This window comes from Mycobacterium sp. SMC-11, assembly GCF_046250095.1.
Taxonomy (GTDB): Bacteria; Actinomycetota; Actinomycetes; order Mycobacteriales; family Mycobacteriaceae; genus Mycobacterium; species Mycobacterium heraklionense_A.
The window spans coordinates 4,285,821-4,298,213 of sequence record NZ_CP176430.1 but is presented as its reverse complement, the minus strand read 5'-3'; the positions used below and the strand labels follow the sequence as shown (position 1 = coordinate 4,298,213).

Genomic DNA, 12,393 nt, shown 5'->3' with positions numbered 1-12,393 from the left:
GACGATGACGTCGGCAATTTTCGATCAGGCGCGGGCTGAGGCCGCCGTGCGCGAGCTGCTGATCGCGGTAGGCGAAGACCCCGATCGCCAGGGTCTGCTCGACACCCCGGCTCGGGTTGCGCGGGCCTATCAGGAGATGTTCGCCGGGCTCTACACCGACCCCGACGCGGTGCTGGAGACCACCTTCGACGAGCAGCACGAAGAGCTGGTGATCGTCAAGGAGATCCCGCTCTACTCGACCTGCGAGCACCACCTGGTGTCGTTTCACGGCGTCGCCCACGTCGGCTACATCCCCGGCTACGACGGCCGGATCACCGGTCTGTCCAAGCTGGCGCGGGTGGTCGACCTCTACGCGAAGCGGCCGCAGGTACAGGAGCGGTTGACCGCCCAGGTCGCCGACGCCCTGATGCGCAAACTGAATCCGCGCGGTGTCATCGTGGTGGTCGAGGCAGAGCACCTCTGCATGGCGATGCGCGGAGTGCGCAAGCCCGGTGCGATCACCACCACGTCGGCGGTCCGCGGGCAGTTCAAAACCGACAGCACGTCGCGCGCTGAGGCCCTGGAACTCATTCGGCGCAAGTGAGCCAGACACGCGTGCTGGTCGTCGGGGTGGTCAACGTCACCGCCGATTCGTTCTCCGACGGCGGGCGCTACCTCAACGTCGATCGCGCCGTTGAGCACGGCTGCGAGCTGGCGGGCCAGGGTGCGGCGATCATCGACGTGGGCGGCGAATCGACCCGGCCCGGCGCGCTGCGCACCGATCCGCGGGCGGAAGCGCAGCGAGTGATTCCGGTGGTGAAAGAACTTGCTGACCAAGGCATTACGGTCAGCATTGACACGATGAACGCCGCCGTCGCCGAAGCCGCGTTGGACGCCGGTGCCACGATCGTCAACGACGTGTCCGGGGGAGCGGCGGACCCCGCCATGGCTCCGCTGTTGGCATCTTCGGGTGCCCGATGGGTGCTGATGCACTGGCGGCCGGTTGATCCCGACAATCCGCATCAGGTGCCGTGCTACGGCGACATCGCCGCCGAGGTCCGCCGGGATCTGCTCGCCGCCGTCGACGCGGCGGTGGCCGCCGGCGTCGATCCGGCGCAGTTGATCGTCGATCCGGGTCTGGGCTTCGCGAAGACCGCGCAACACAATTGGGCACTGCTGCATGCTTTGCCGCAATTGGTCGGCCTCGGCATACCGGTGCTGGTCGGCGCGTCACGCAAGCGATTTCTCGGTACGCTGCTGGCGAGCGAGGACGGCACCCCGCGGCCGCCCGACGAGCGCGAAACGGCCACCGCGGTGGTATCGGCGTTGTCCGCGCTGCACGGCGCCTGGGGCGTGCGGGTGCACGACGTGCGGGCCTCGGTCGACGCGCTACGGGTCCTGGAAGCCTGGAGTCAAGGAGGCGCAAGCGATGACTGATCGGATCGAGTTGCGCGGCTTGAAGGTTCGCGGCAACCACGGTGTGTTCGCGCACGAGCGTGTCGACGGTCAGGACTTCATCGTCGACATCACGGTCTGGATGAACCTCACCGCTGCGGCGGCCAGCGACAATTTGGCCGACACCTACGACTACGGACAGCTGGCGCAGCGGGCCGCGGATATCGTCGCGGGCCCGGCTCGCGATCTCATCGAGACCGTCGCCGCAGAGATCGCCGAGGAGGTGATGGGCGACGCGCGGGTGCAGGCCGTCGAGGTGACGCTGCACAAGCCACACGCCCCGATCCCGCTCACCTTCGCCGACGTTGCGGTGGTGGCCCGGCGCTCACGCACCGACCGTCGCGGCAAGGTGGTGCCGGCATGACGCGCGCGGTTCTGTCGGTGGGGTCCAACCTGGGAGACCGATTGGCCCTGCTGCAGTCGGCAGTTGATGGCCTGAGCCCCGCGGTGCGCGCGGTATCGGCGGTGTACGAGACCGAAGCTTGGGGCGGAGTCGAACAGGGGCCCTTCCTCAACGCGGTGCTGATCGTCGACGACCCGGCCGCCGACGGAGAAGTCTGGCTGCGCCGCGCGCACGAGTTGGAACAGGCGGCCGAGCGGGTGCGCACGCAGCGCTGGGGGCCGCGGACCCTGGATGTCGACGTGATCAGCTGCCACGACCTACACGGGACGGAGGTGCTGTCCGACGACGACGAGCTGACCCTGCCCCATCCTCGGGCCCATCTGCGGGCATTCGTCCTGGTGCCGTGGTTATCGATCGATCCGGAGGCACGACTGACGGTAGCCGGCCGTCCGCGTGCGGTGACCGACCTGCTCGACGAGCTGGAACCGGCGGAGCGTGCCGGAGTGTCGCCGACCGACCTGGTGCTGCAGCTCTGATGGGCCCGACTCGCAAACGTGACGTGGCCGCCGCGGCAGCCGCGGTAGCCATCATCAGCTACTTGGCGGTCCCGCTGCTGTACCGATGGTTCCCGCCCATCACCGTGTGGACCGGGATATCGCTGCTGGCGGTCGCGATCGCCGAGGGGGCCTGGGGCCGCTACGTCGGCGCGAAGATCGACGACGGTCAGATCGGTGCAGGGGCCGGCCGGCTGCATCCGCTCGCGGTGGCTCGCACCGTGGTGGTCGCCAAGGCGTCGGCCTGGATGGGTGCGCTGGTGCTCGGCTTCTGGCTGGGTGTGCTCGGCTATCTGCTGCCGCGCCGATCCACGCTGCAGGTTGCGGCCCAGGACACCGGCGGCGCCGTGGTCGCCGCGGCCAGCGCACTGGCTCTGCTCATCGCCGCGCTATGGCTGCAGAACCGCTGCAAGTCGCCGCACGATCCGGGCCCGCCCACCGAGCTGACCGGAAACCAACCCGGGTAAGAATCGCCGGAGTGGGGCGACACGCGGAATGACCTCGTACAGGTACAGTCGGGCAATGCGCGCCAGCAGCGGTACCCGACAGAGCGGCGAGGAGGGGGCACCTCCCGCTTGGGGGGGAGAGCGGCGCAGATGAATTCGGTCCTGTCCCGCGCCCCGGGTCGGCGTGGAGTTCGCAGGCCGGGCTGGACGTTGATGACGGCGTTGCTGATCCTCGCGATCGCCGCGAGTTCGGCGCTGGTGTTCACCAGTCGGGTGGAGCTGCTCAAACTCGCTGTCATTATCGCGCTGTGGGCCGCGGTCGCGGCGGCGTTCGTCTCGGTGATCTATCGGCGGCAAAGCGATGTGGACCAGGCCCGGGCCCGAGACCTGAAGCTGGTCTACGACCTGCAACTGGACCGGGAGATTTCCGCGCGGCGCGAGTATGAACTGACGGTGGAGTCCCAGCTGCGCCGCGAACTGGCCTCGGAACTGCGGGCACAGGCCGCCGACGAGGTCGCGGCGTTGCGCGCCGAGTTGTCCGCGCTGCGCACCAACCTGGAGATTCTCTTCGATGCCGATCTGAGTCACCGGCCGGCTCTCGAACCTGAGCGCACCCCGGTTCGGGCCTACAGCGACTGGGCGCGCTCCGCTGAGCAGCCCCACACCGGCGCCACCCGGGTCGCGTCGTCGGCCGCCACGAGCTACGCGCCGGACTCAGTCACCGAGACCGCGGAGAACCCGATCATCGACGTTCCGGAGGTCCGGATCCCGGCCGCCGGGAGCCCCCCGCCCCAGGCTCCGCAGAAACCGCAGGCGCCGCACGTCGAGGGCCGCCGCGGTTCGCATCGCCGTAGCGCCGACGAATCACCCCGGCCCCCAGAGGAGACGCCGCCGTCACAACCGGCCGCCGCCCGCTGGGCCCAGCCGCCGCAGCCCTTCGTCGCGCCCGAACCCCGCCGTGAGCCGGAGCCGCCGCAGCCGCCACCGGTCCCGCAGCCCGCTCCCCGCGCTGCAGCGCCGACCCCGTCCTGGAAACCCGTTGGCGCCGAGGGGGAATGGTTGCCGCCGGGTGCTCCCGGCAGCCACTGGTCTGCGGATGTTCCGGCGGAAACCGGACGGCACGGCGTCTCCGAGCAGAACACCGAAGCGCCGAGCCGCCACGGTCGCCACTCCGGCCCGGCCGAATCCGCCGCCGGTCCAGTGAACGGCGCCGAACCGGCACGCCACGAGGGCGGGGGTCGCCGTCGGGCGCGCTCTCGGCACGCGGCGGATCCGGCCGACGAACAAGTTCAGCCGACTCCGGTCAACCCGGCACCGCCGGTAGTCACTGAGCCTGAGCCGCAGGCGGCCGAGCCGGCAGCTCCCGCCCACGGTCCGGCCGCGTCCCGGCATTCCGCCGGCGCGGACGGTAGCGCTGACGGCCCCAGCACCGGCGGTCAGTCGGTGGCTGACTTGCTCGCGCGGCTGCAGCCCACCCCGACCGAAGGTCGCCGGCACCGCCGCCGCGAGGACTGATCCACGGTTAACTGCGACCAACGTCACTCGCAGCACCGGGACCGATCGGGATAGACTCACCGGCGACCGTCCGGTACCCGCAACGCGGGACTGGAACGAAAACCACGAGAACCTGTGAGGTCGTCTGCATGGCGCAGTTCGACGGACTGCGGCCCGCCCGGCTCAAGGTCGGCGTCATCTCGGCCGGCCGCGTCGGCACCGCACTCGGTGTCGCGCTGGAGCGCGTCGAGCATGTGGTGGTGGCGTGCAGTGCCATCTCCGAGGAGTCGCGGCAGCGGGCCCAGCGCCGGCTGCCCGACAGTCTGATCCTGCCGGCACCCGATGTCGCCGCGGATGCGGAACTGCTGCTGCTGGCGGTCCCCGACACCGAACTGGCCGGCATCGTGTCCGGTCTGGCCGCCACGGGCGCAGTGCGCGCCGGCACGATCGTCGTGCACACCTCCGGGGCCACCGGGATCAGCGTGCTTGCGCCGCTGACCGAGCAGGGCTGCCTGCCGCTGGCCATCCATCCCGCGATGACCTTCACCGGCTCGGATGAGGACATCGACCGGTTGTCCGAGAGCTGTTTCGGTATTACCGCGGCCGACGAGATCGGCTTCGCCATCGCCGAGGCGCTGACGCTCGAGATCGGCGCTGAGCCGTTCCGGGTCGAGGAATCCGCCCGCACCCTCTACCACGCCGCGCTCTGCCACGGCGGAAACCACGTGGTCACCGTCATCGACGATGCGCTGGCGGCGTTGCGGGCGGCATTGCCGGGGCGGCTCGGCTCGACCGTGGCCGACGACCCCGACGGTATCGCCGAGCGGGTGCTCGGACCGCTGGTACGCGCCGCGTTGGCCAACACCCTGCGTGACGGTCGGGCCGCGCTGACCGGTCCGGTGGCCCGTGGCGATTCGGCCACCCTGGCCCGGCACCTGCGGGCGCTGTCCGCGGTGAACCCCGACCTGGCCGAGGCCTATCGCACCAATGCCCTGCGCACGGCGCACCGCGCCGGTGCCGCCGACGACGTGCTGGAGGTGCTGGCTCGATGAGCTCGAATACGGTCCCGGGCGCGCAGCCCACCTTTACCGCCGGCGGGTTCAACGTCTATGAGCGCCCGGACGATGTCGCCCGGGTCAGCCGCGCGCTGCGGTCGACCGGTCGCCGGGTGATGCTGGTGCCGACCATGGGCGCCCTGCACGAAGGTCACCTGTCGCTGGTTCGCGCGGCGCAGCGGGTGCCCGGTTCGGTGGTGGCGGTGTCGATCTTCGTCAACCCGCTGCAGTTCGGCGCCGGCGAGGACCTCGACGCCTACCCGCGCACCCTGGACGACGACTTGGCTGCGCTGCGCGCCGCCGGGGTCGACCTGGTTTTCACGCCGACCGCCGCGGCCATGTACCCGAACGGCCCGCGCACCGCCGTGCACCCGGGACCGCTGGGAGCCGAACTCGAAGGGGCGGCGCGTCCGACCCACTTCGCCGGCATGCTCACCGTGGTCTGCAAACTGCTGTCGATCGTCAACCCCGACCGGGTGTTCTTGGGGGAGAAGGATTATCAACAGTTGGTTTTGGTGCGCCAGATGGTCACCGACCTCAACCTCGACGTGACGGTGGTGGGCGTGCCCACCGTGCGCGAGTCCGACGGTCTGGCGATGTCTTCGCGCAATCGTTACCTCGATGCCGCGCAGCGCGAAGCCGCGACGGCTCTGTCGGCCGCCCTGGCTGCCGGTGAGCGTGCGGCCGCGGCCGGAGCCCAAGCGGCCCTGGATGCCGCCGCGGCGGTGTTGTCCGCGGTACCTGCCGTCGATGTCGACTACCTGGAGGTTCGAGGCGTCGACCTCGGACCGGCGCCCGCCGATGGAGCCGGACGCCTGCTGATCGCCGCCCGGGTCGGCTCGACCCGACTGCTCGACAACGCGGCGATCACGCTCGGACTTCCCATCGACGCCGACGTGGCGTTAGCCGCACAAACCCGGAGGAATTGATGTTTCGGACGATGCTCAAGTCGAAGATTCACCGTGCCACGGTCACTCATGCTGACCTGCACTATGTCGGCTCGGTGACCATCGACGCCGATCTGATGGACGCTGCTGACCTGCTTGAGGGTGAGCAGGTCACGATCGTCGACATCGACAACGGCGCCCGGCTGGTCACCTACGCCATCACCGGCGAGCGGGGCAGCGGTGTCATCGGAATCAACGGTGCGGCAGCGCATCTGGTGCACCCCGGCGACCTGGTCATCCTGATCGCCTACGGCACCATGGAGGACGCCGAAGCTCGTGCCTACCGGCCGCGGATCGTGTTCGTCGACGCCGAGAACAAGCAGGTGGATCTCGGCGACGACCCGGCGTTCGTGCCCGATGATGTCTCGGACCTGCTTTCGCCCAGAAGTGTGCGCTAACCGTGCTGCTGGCGATCGACGTCCGCAACACCCACACCGTCATCGGCCTGATCTCCGGTTCCGGTGACAACGGAAACGTTGTGCAACAGTGGCGGATTCGGACCGAGGCGGAGATCACGGCCGACGAGCTGGCACTGACTCTGGATGGACTCATCGGCGACGACGGCGAACAACTCACCGGTGCCGCCGCGCTGTCCACAGTCCCGTCGGTGCTGCACGAAGTTCGGCTGATGCTCGACCAGTACTGGCCGTCGGTCCCCGCCGTGTTGATCGAGCCCGGGGTACGCACCGGGATCCCGCTGCTGGTGGACAACCCCAAGGAAGTAGGCGCCGACCGGATCGTCAACGGGCTGGCCGCGTTTCACAAGTTCAAGACGGCAGCGATCGTCGTCGACTTCGGTTCGTCGATCTGCGTCGACGTGGTTTCGGCCAAGGGGGAGTTCCTGGGCGGTGCCATCGCGCCCGGCGTCCAGATCTCCTCGGACGCAGCAGCTGCCCGCTCCGCCGGCCTGCGTCGGGTCGAGCTCACCCGGCCGCGCTCGGTGATCGGTAAGAACACCGTCGAATGCATGCAGGCCGGTGCGGTCTACGGTTTCGCTGGTCTGGTCGACGGTCTGGTTCGCCGGGTTCGCGAGGAGGCCGCGGGCGCCGGGGACGACGTGACCGTGGTGGCCACGGGTTACTCCGCACCGCTGTTGCTGGCCGACCTGGAGACGGTCGACCATCATGACGCCAATCTGACCCTGGACGGACTGCGGCTGGTGTTCGAACGCAACCGGGACAGCCAGCGGGGCAGGCTCCGTCCGGCGCGCTGAGCGCCGCCGGCTTTTCGTTCTGTAGCCCCTGTTCCTCTAAGCTGGCGGGTCGTGAGCTCCGCCGATGTTTCCCCCGACACGCAGGACGAATCCGACCTCCCCGAGCAGTTCCGGATCCGCCGCGACAAGCGGGCTCGGTTGCTGGCCGAAGGCCGCGATCCCTACCCCGTGGCGGTGGACCGTACCCACACGCTCGCCCAGATCCGGGCCGGTTACCCGGACCTGGTCGCCGACACCGCCACCGGCGACGTCGTCGGCGTCGCGGGGCGAGTGGTATTCGCGCGCAATTCGGGCAAGTTGTGCTTCGCGACCCTGCAGGAGGGCGACGGCACCCAGCTTCAGGTGATGATCAGCCTCGCCAGTGTCGGGGAGCAGGAGCTCGAGGCCTGGAAGACCGACGTCGACCTCGGTGACATCGTCTACGTGCGCGGCGAGGTGATCAGCTCCCGCCGCGGCGAGCTGTCGGTGTTGGCGGATTCCTGGCAGATGGCCTCCAAGTCGTTGCGTCCGCTGCCGGTGGCGCACAAGGAGATGAGCGAGGAGTCGCGGGTCCGGCAGCGCTACGTCGACCTGATCGTCCGGCCGGAGGCGCGTACGGTGGCCCGCCAGCGCATCGCGGTCATTCGCGCGGTGCGCAACGCTCTTGAGCGTCGCGGATTCCTTGAGGTCGAAACGCCGATGCTGCAGACATTGGCCGGTGGAGCGGCCGCCCGGCCTTTCGTCACCCATTCAAACGCCCTCGACGCGGACCTTTTCCTGAGAATCGCACCAGAACTTTTCCTGAAACGATGCGTTGTCGGTGGGTTCGACCGGGTCTTCGAACTGAATCGGGTGTTCCGGAATGAAGGCGCCGATTCCACGCATTCGCCCGAGTTTTCGATGCTGGAGACCTACCAGGCCTACGGCACCTATGACGACTCGGCACTGGCTACCCGCGAGATTATTCAAGAGGTCGCCGATGAGGTGATCGGGACGCGTCAACTGCCGCTGCCCGACGGCAGCATCTATGACATTGACGGTGAATGGGCGACGGTTGAAATGTATCCATCGTTGTCGTCCGCACTTGGTGAGGAGATCACCCCCGCCACCTCCGTGGCCGACCTCTGGGCGATCGCGGATCGACTCGGCGTGGAAATACCCAAAGATCGCGGCTATGGTCACGGCAAACTGGTCGAGGAACTCTGGGAACATGCTGTCGGCCATGCTCTGAGTGCCCCGACATTCGTTCGGGATTTCCCGGTCGAGACGACGCCGCTGACTCGCCAGCATCGCAGCATCGAAGGCGTCACCGAGAAGTGGGATCTCTATATGCGCGGGGTCGAACTGGCCACCGGCTATTCCGAGCTCATTGACCCGGTCGTGCAGCGCGACCGTTTCGCTGCCCAGGCCCGCGCAGCGGCCGCCGGAGATGACGAGGCGATGGCGCTCGACGAGGACTTCCTGGCGGCGATGGAACATGCGATGCCGCCCTGCACAGGTACCGGAATGGGTATCGACCGCCTGTTGATGGTCTTGACGGGCCTATCAATTAGAGACACCGTTTTGTTTCCGATTGTTCGTCGTCAAGGTAACTGAACTGCGCCGAAGCCTGTTGTGTTGAAGCAGGCGTATTTTTATGGCAGATTAGTCGGCGAGGTCGAATACGGCTTGCGCAACGATTGCGTGCACGAAAGCTAACCAAGGGGTACCAATGGCGAAAAAAGTGACCGTCACCTTGATCGATGATTTCGATGGTGAGGGTGCCGCCGACGAAACGGTCGAATTCGGCCTGGACGGGGTGACCTACGAGATCGACCTTTCAAGCAAGAATGCTACGAAACTGCGCGCAGAACTGAAGAAGTGGGCCGACGCGGGCCGTCGGGTCGGGGGCCGCCGGCGTGGCCGCTCCGGCGGCGGTCGCCGTGGAACCATCGACCGCGAGCAGAGCGCCGCGATCCGCGAATGGGCTCGCCGTAACGGACACAATGTGTCGACCCGCGGGCGTATCCCGGCCGACATCATCGACGCATTCCACGCCGCAACCTAGTCGGCGGTTCAGCGAGGCTCGACGTAGGAGAGGTGACGCTGGGACCGCCGCATGAGCCCCGCGGTTCAGCGAGGCTCGACGTAGGAGAGGCGACGCTGGGACCGCCGGATCGGCCCCTAGGTTTCGCTGCTGGCGAACCTTGCGCTCGTCGGAACACATTCGGTGGGTCTGGACGTTGGTCCCTTGCATCCGGTGCCAGGTCCTTCGGGACGGGCCGCCGGATGGTCGATTCAGTACGCACTGCAAGGCAGGTCACAGCGCGCTGCGCCGCCCACTAGAGTGGACAGCAGGCACGCCGGCCGAGCCGAGGCCGATCAAGTGCCGATCGCGAGGGAGAGCAGGTAGCCACCGATGTTCGAGAGATTTACCGACCGCGCCCGCAGGGTCGTCGTCCTGGCCCAAGAAGAGGCCCGGATGCTCAACCACAACTACATCGGGACCGAGCACATCCTGCTGGGCCTGATCCACGAGGGTGAAGGCGTAGCCGCCAAGTCGCTGGAGTCCCTGGGCATCTCTTTGGAAGGGGTGCGCAGCCAGGTCGAGGAGATCATCGGCCAGGGCCAGCAGGCGCCGTCCGGGCACATCCCGTTCACCCCGCGTGCCAAGAAGGTGCTTGAGCTGAGCCTGCGTGAGGCGCTGCAGCTCGGCCACAACTACATCGGCACCGAGCACATTCTGCTCGGCCTGATCCGTGAGGGTGAGGGTGTCGCCGCCCAGGTTTTGGTGAAGCTGGGCGCCGACCTGACCCGGGTTCGCCAGCAGGTGATTCAGCTGCTGAGCGGCTACCAGGGCAAGGAGACCGCGGAGGCCGGCACCGGGGGACGGGGCGGCGAGTCCGGTTCACCGTCCACCTCGCTGGTGCTCGACCAGTTCGGTCGCAACCTGACCGCGGCCGCCATGGAGGGCAAGCTCGACCCCGTCATCGGCCGCGAGAAGGAAATCGAGCGGGTCATGCAGGTGTTGAGCCGGCGCACCAAGAACAACCCGGTGCTGATCGGTGAGCCCGGCGTCGGCAAGACCGCTGTGGTCGAGGGCCTGGCGCAGGCCATCGTGGCCGGTGAGGTTCCCGAGACGCTGAAGGACAAGCAGCTCTACACCCTGGACCTGGGTTCGCTGGTGGCCGGCAGCCGTTACCGCGGTGATTTCGAGGAGCGCCTGAAGAAGGTGCTCAAGGAGATCAACACTCGCGGCGACATCATCCTTTTCATCGACGAGTTGCACACGCTGGTGGGTGCCGGTGCGGCCGAGGGGGCGATCGACGCGGCCTCGATCCTCAAGCCGAAGCTGGCTCGCGGTGAACTGCAGACCATCGGCGCCACGACCCTCGACGAGTACCGCAAGTACATCGAGAAGGACGCCGCATTGGAGCGCCGGTTCCAGCCGGTGCAGGTCGGTGAGCCCACCGTCGAGCACACCATCGAGATCCTCAAGGGTCTGCGGGACCGTTACGAGGCCCACCACCGGGTCTCGATCAGCGACTCGGCGATCGTGGCGGCAGCCACCTTGGCCGACCGCTACATCAACGACCGGTTCCTGCCGGACAAGGCGATCGACCTGATCGACGAGGCCGGTGCCCGGATGCGAATCCGCCGGATGACCGCGCCGCCGGACCTGCGTGAGTTCGACGAGAAGATCGCCGACGCGCGCCGGGAGAAGGAGTCCGCGATCGACGCGCAGGACTTCGAGAAGGCAGCCAGCCTGCGGGATCGGGAGAAGCAACTCGTCGCGCAGCGCGCCGAGCGGGAAAAGCAGTGGCGCTCCGGGGATCTGGATGTCGTGGCCGAGGTTGACGACGAACAGATCGCCGAGGTATTGGGCAACTGGACCGGTATCCCGGTGTTCAAGCTCACCGAGGCCGAGACCACCCGCCTGCTGCGAATGGAAGACGAGCTGCACAAGCGGATCATCGGCCAGGAGGACGCGGTCAAGGCGGTCAGCAAGGCGATCCGGCGTACCCGCGCCGGGCTGAAGGACCCCAAGCGGCCGTCGGGCTCGTTCATCTTCGCCGGCCCGTCCGGTGTCGGTAAGACCGAGCTGTCCAAGGCGCTGGCCGAGTTCCTGTTCGGCGACGACGACGCGCTCATCCAGATCGACATGGGCGAGTTCCACGATCGATTCACCGCCTCTAGGCTGTTCGGCGCCCCTCCGGGCTACGTCGGTTACGAAGAGGGCGGTCAGCTGACCGAGAAGGTGCGGCGTAAGCCGTTCTCGGTGGTGTTGTTCGACGAGATCGAGAAGGCCCACGCCGAGATCTACAACAGCCTGTTGCAGGTACTTGAGGACGGCCGGCTCACCGACGGGCAGGGCCGCACGGTGGACTTCAAGAACTGCGTGTTGATCTTCACCTCCAACCTGGGCACTTCCGACATCTCCAAGGCGGTCGGACTGGGCTTCACCCAGGGCGGCGGGGAGAACAACTACGAGCGGATGAAGCTCAAGGTCAACGACGAGCTCAAGAAGCACTTCCGCCCGGAGTTCCTGAACCGCATCGACGACATCATCGTCTTCCACCAGCTCACCAAGGAAGAGATCATCGAGATGGTCGATCTGATGATCGGCCGGGTGGCCAAGCAGCTCAAGGCCAAGGACATGGACATCGCGCTCACCGACAAGGCCAAGTCGCTGCTGGCCAAGCGCGGCTTCGACCCGGTGTTGGGTGCGCGTCCGCTGCGGCGCACCATCCAGCGCGAGATCGAAGACCAGCTCTCGGAGAAGATCCTGTTCGAAGAGTTGGGCCCCGGCCAGCTGGTCACCGTCGACGTCGAGAACTGGGATGGTGAGGGTGCGCACGAGAACGCGGTGTTCACCTTTGCCGGTAGCCCGAAGCCGACGGCGGAGGCGTCCGACCTCGCCAAGGCGGGCGCGGAGTAGTCGCTACTGA

The 12,393-nt window shown here is 67.7% G+C and carries 13 protein-coding genes; all 13 read left to right on the top strand.

Annotated features, from left to right (window positions below; all coding sequences use genetic code 11):
* The first annotated feature begins 4 nt into the window (after positions 1-4).
* The 13 genes from folE to clpC1 all read left to right on the top strand — a co-directional run bounded on the left by folE (position 5) and on the right by clpC1 (position 12,383).
* Positions 5-583 (top strand): GTP cyclohydrolase I FolE, encoded by a 579-nt coding sequence (gene folE / locus ACKY0X_RS20395; RefSeq protein WP_065040509.1) that lies wholly within the window; start codon positions 5-7, stop codon positions 581-583.
* Positions 580-1,416 (top strand): dihydropteroate synthase, encoded by an 837-nt coding sequence (gene folP, locus ACKY0X_RS20390; RefSeq protein WP_409427474.1) that lies wholly within the window; start codon positions 580-582, stop codon positions 1,414-1,416. The genes folE and folP overlap by 4 nt, the downstream gene beginning before the upstream one ends.
* The gene (folB, locus tag ACKY0X_RS20385; protein ID WP_409427473.1) at positions 1,409-1,798 is read left to right on the top strand and encodes a dihydroneopterin aldolase; all 390 of its coding nucleotides are present in this window, start codon (positions 1,409-1,411) and stop codon (positions 1,796-1,798) included. Before folP ends, folB begins: the two co-directional genes overlap by 8 nt.
* Positions 1,795-2,313 carry a 2-amino-4-hydroxy-6-hydroxymethyldihydropteridine diphosphokinase gene (gene folK, locus ACKY0X_RS20380; protein ID WP_409427472.1) on the top strand — a complete coding sequence of 173 codons (519 nt, stop codon included), beginning with the start codon at positions 1,795-1,797 and terminating at the stop codon, positions 2,311-2,313. The genes folB and folK overlap by 4 nt, the downstream gene beginning before the upstream one ends.
* Positions 2,313-2,798: a DUF3180 domain-containing protein gene (locus ACKY0X_RS20375; RefSeq protein ID WP_409427471.1), complete on the top strand. Its 486-nt coding sequence runs from the start codon at positions 2,313-2,315 to the stop codon at positions 2,796-2,798. The genes folK and ACKY0X_RS20375 overlap by 1 nt, the downstream gene beginning before the upstream one ends.
* Before the next feature lie 129 nt (positions 2,799-2,927).
* The gene (locus tag ACKY0X_RS20370; protein WP_409427470.1) at positions 2,928-4,292 is read left to right on the top strand and encodes a DUF6779 domain-containing protein; all 1,365 of its coding nucleotides are present in this window, start codon (positions 2,928-2,930) and stop codon (positions 4,290-4,292) included.
* 128 nt (positions 4,293-4,420) lie between these two features.
* Complete coding sequence (locus ACKY0X_RS20365; RefSeq protein ID WP_409427469.1) at positions 4,421-5,323, top strand: Rossmann-like and DUF2520 domain-containing protein; 903 nt, start codon at positions 4,421-4,423, stop codon at positions 5,321-5,323.
* Entirely contained in the window at positions 5,320-6,255 is a 936-nt protein-coding gene (gene panC / locus ACKY0X_RS20360; RefSeq protein ID WP_409427468.1) for a pantoate--beta-alanine ligase, read from the top strand. Before ACKY0X_RS20365 ends, panC begins: the two co-directional genes overlap by 4 nt.
* A complete protein-coding gene (gene panD, locus ACKY0X_RS20355) occupies positions 6,255-6,671 on the top strand; it encodes an aspartate 1-decarboxylase (RefSeq protein WP_409427467.1) in 417 nt (138 codons plus the stop codon). Before panC ends, panD begins: the two co-directional genes overlap by 1 nt.
* Positions 6,672-6,673: 2 nt before the next feature.
* Positions 6,674-7,486: a type III pantothenate kinase gene (locus ACKY0X_RS20350; RefSeq protein WP_409427466.1), complete on the top strand. Its 813-nt coding sequence runs from the start codon at positions 6,674-6,676 to the stop codon at positions 7,484-7,486.
* Positions 7,487-7,537: 51 nt separating this feature from the next.
* Positions 7,538-9,061: a lysine--tRNA ligase gene (gene lysS, locus ACKY0X_RS20345; RefSeq protein ID WP_409427465.1), complete on the top strand. Its 1,524-nt coding sequence runs from the start codon at positions 7,538-7,540 to the stop codon at positions 9,059-9,061.
* Positions 9,062-9,176: 115 nt separating this feature from the next.
* Positions 9,177-9,512, top strand: a complete 336-nt coding sequence (gene lsr2, locus ACKY0X_RS20340) for a histone-like nucleoid-structuring protein Lsr2 (protein WP_024442366.1) — start codon at positions 9,177-9,179, stop codon at positions 9,510-9,512.
* Positions 9,513-9,863: 351 nt separating this feature from the next.
* The gene (clpC1, locus tag ACKY0X_RS20335) at positions 9,864-12,383 is read left to right on the top strand and encodes an ATP-dependent protease ATP-binding subunit ClpC (RefSeq protein WP_046283534.1); all 2,520 of its coding nucleotides are present in this window, start codon (positions 9,864-9,866) and stop codon (positions 12,381-12,383) included.
* Positions 12,384-12,393 lie beyond the last annotated feature (10 nt).

What these genes read in the sequence shown, in the direction of transcription:
- folB (WP_409427473.1), top strand. Translation starts at nt 1,409, where the DNA reads ATGACTGATCGGATCGAGTTGCGCGGCTTGAAGGTTCGCGGCAACCAC.
- panC (WP_409427468.1), top strand. Translation starts at nt 5,320, where the DNA reads ATGAGCTCGAATACGGTCCCGGGCGCGCAGCCCACCTTTACCGCCGGC.
- ACKY0X_RS20375 (WP_409427471.1), top strand. Translation starts at nt 2,313, where the DNA reads ATGGGCCCGACTCGCAAACGTGACGTGGCCGCCGCGGCAGCCGCGGTA.
- clpC1 (WP_046283534.1), top strand. Translation starts at nt 9,864, where the DNA reads ATGTTCGAGAGATTTACCGACCGCGCCCGCAGGGTCGTCGTCCTGGCC.
- ACKY0X_RS20365 (WP_409427469.1), top strand. Translation starts at nt 4,421, where the DNA reads ATGGCGCAGTTCGACGGACTGCGGCCCGCCCGGCTCAAGGTCGGCGTC.
- lsr2 (WP_024442366.1), top strand. Translation starts at nt 9,177, where the DNA reads ATGGCGAAAAAAGTGACCGTCACCTTGATCGATGATTTCGATGGTGAG.
- folK (WP_409427472.1), top strand. Translation starts at nt 1,795, where the DNA reads ATGACGCGCGCGGTTCTGTCGGTGGGGTCCAACCTGGGAGACCGATTG.
- folE (WP_065040509.1), top strand. Translation starts at nt 5, where the DNA reads ATGACGTCGGCAATTTTCGATCAGGCGCGGGCTGAGGCCGCCGTGCGC.
- panD (WP_409427467.1), top strand. Translation starts at nt 6,255, where the DNA reads ATGTTTCGGACGATGCTCAAGTCGAAGATTCACCGTGCCACGGTCACT.
- ACKY0X_RS20370 (WP_409427470.1), top strand. Translation starts at nt 2,928, where the DNA reads ATGAATTCGGTCCTGTCCCGCGCCCCGGGTCGGCGTGGAGTTCGCAGG.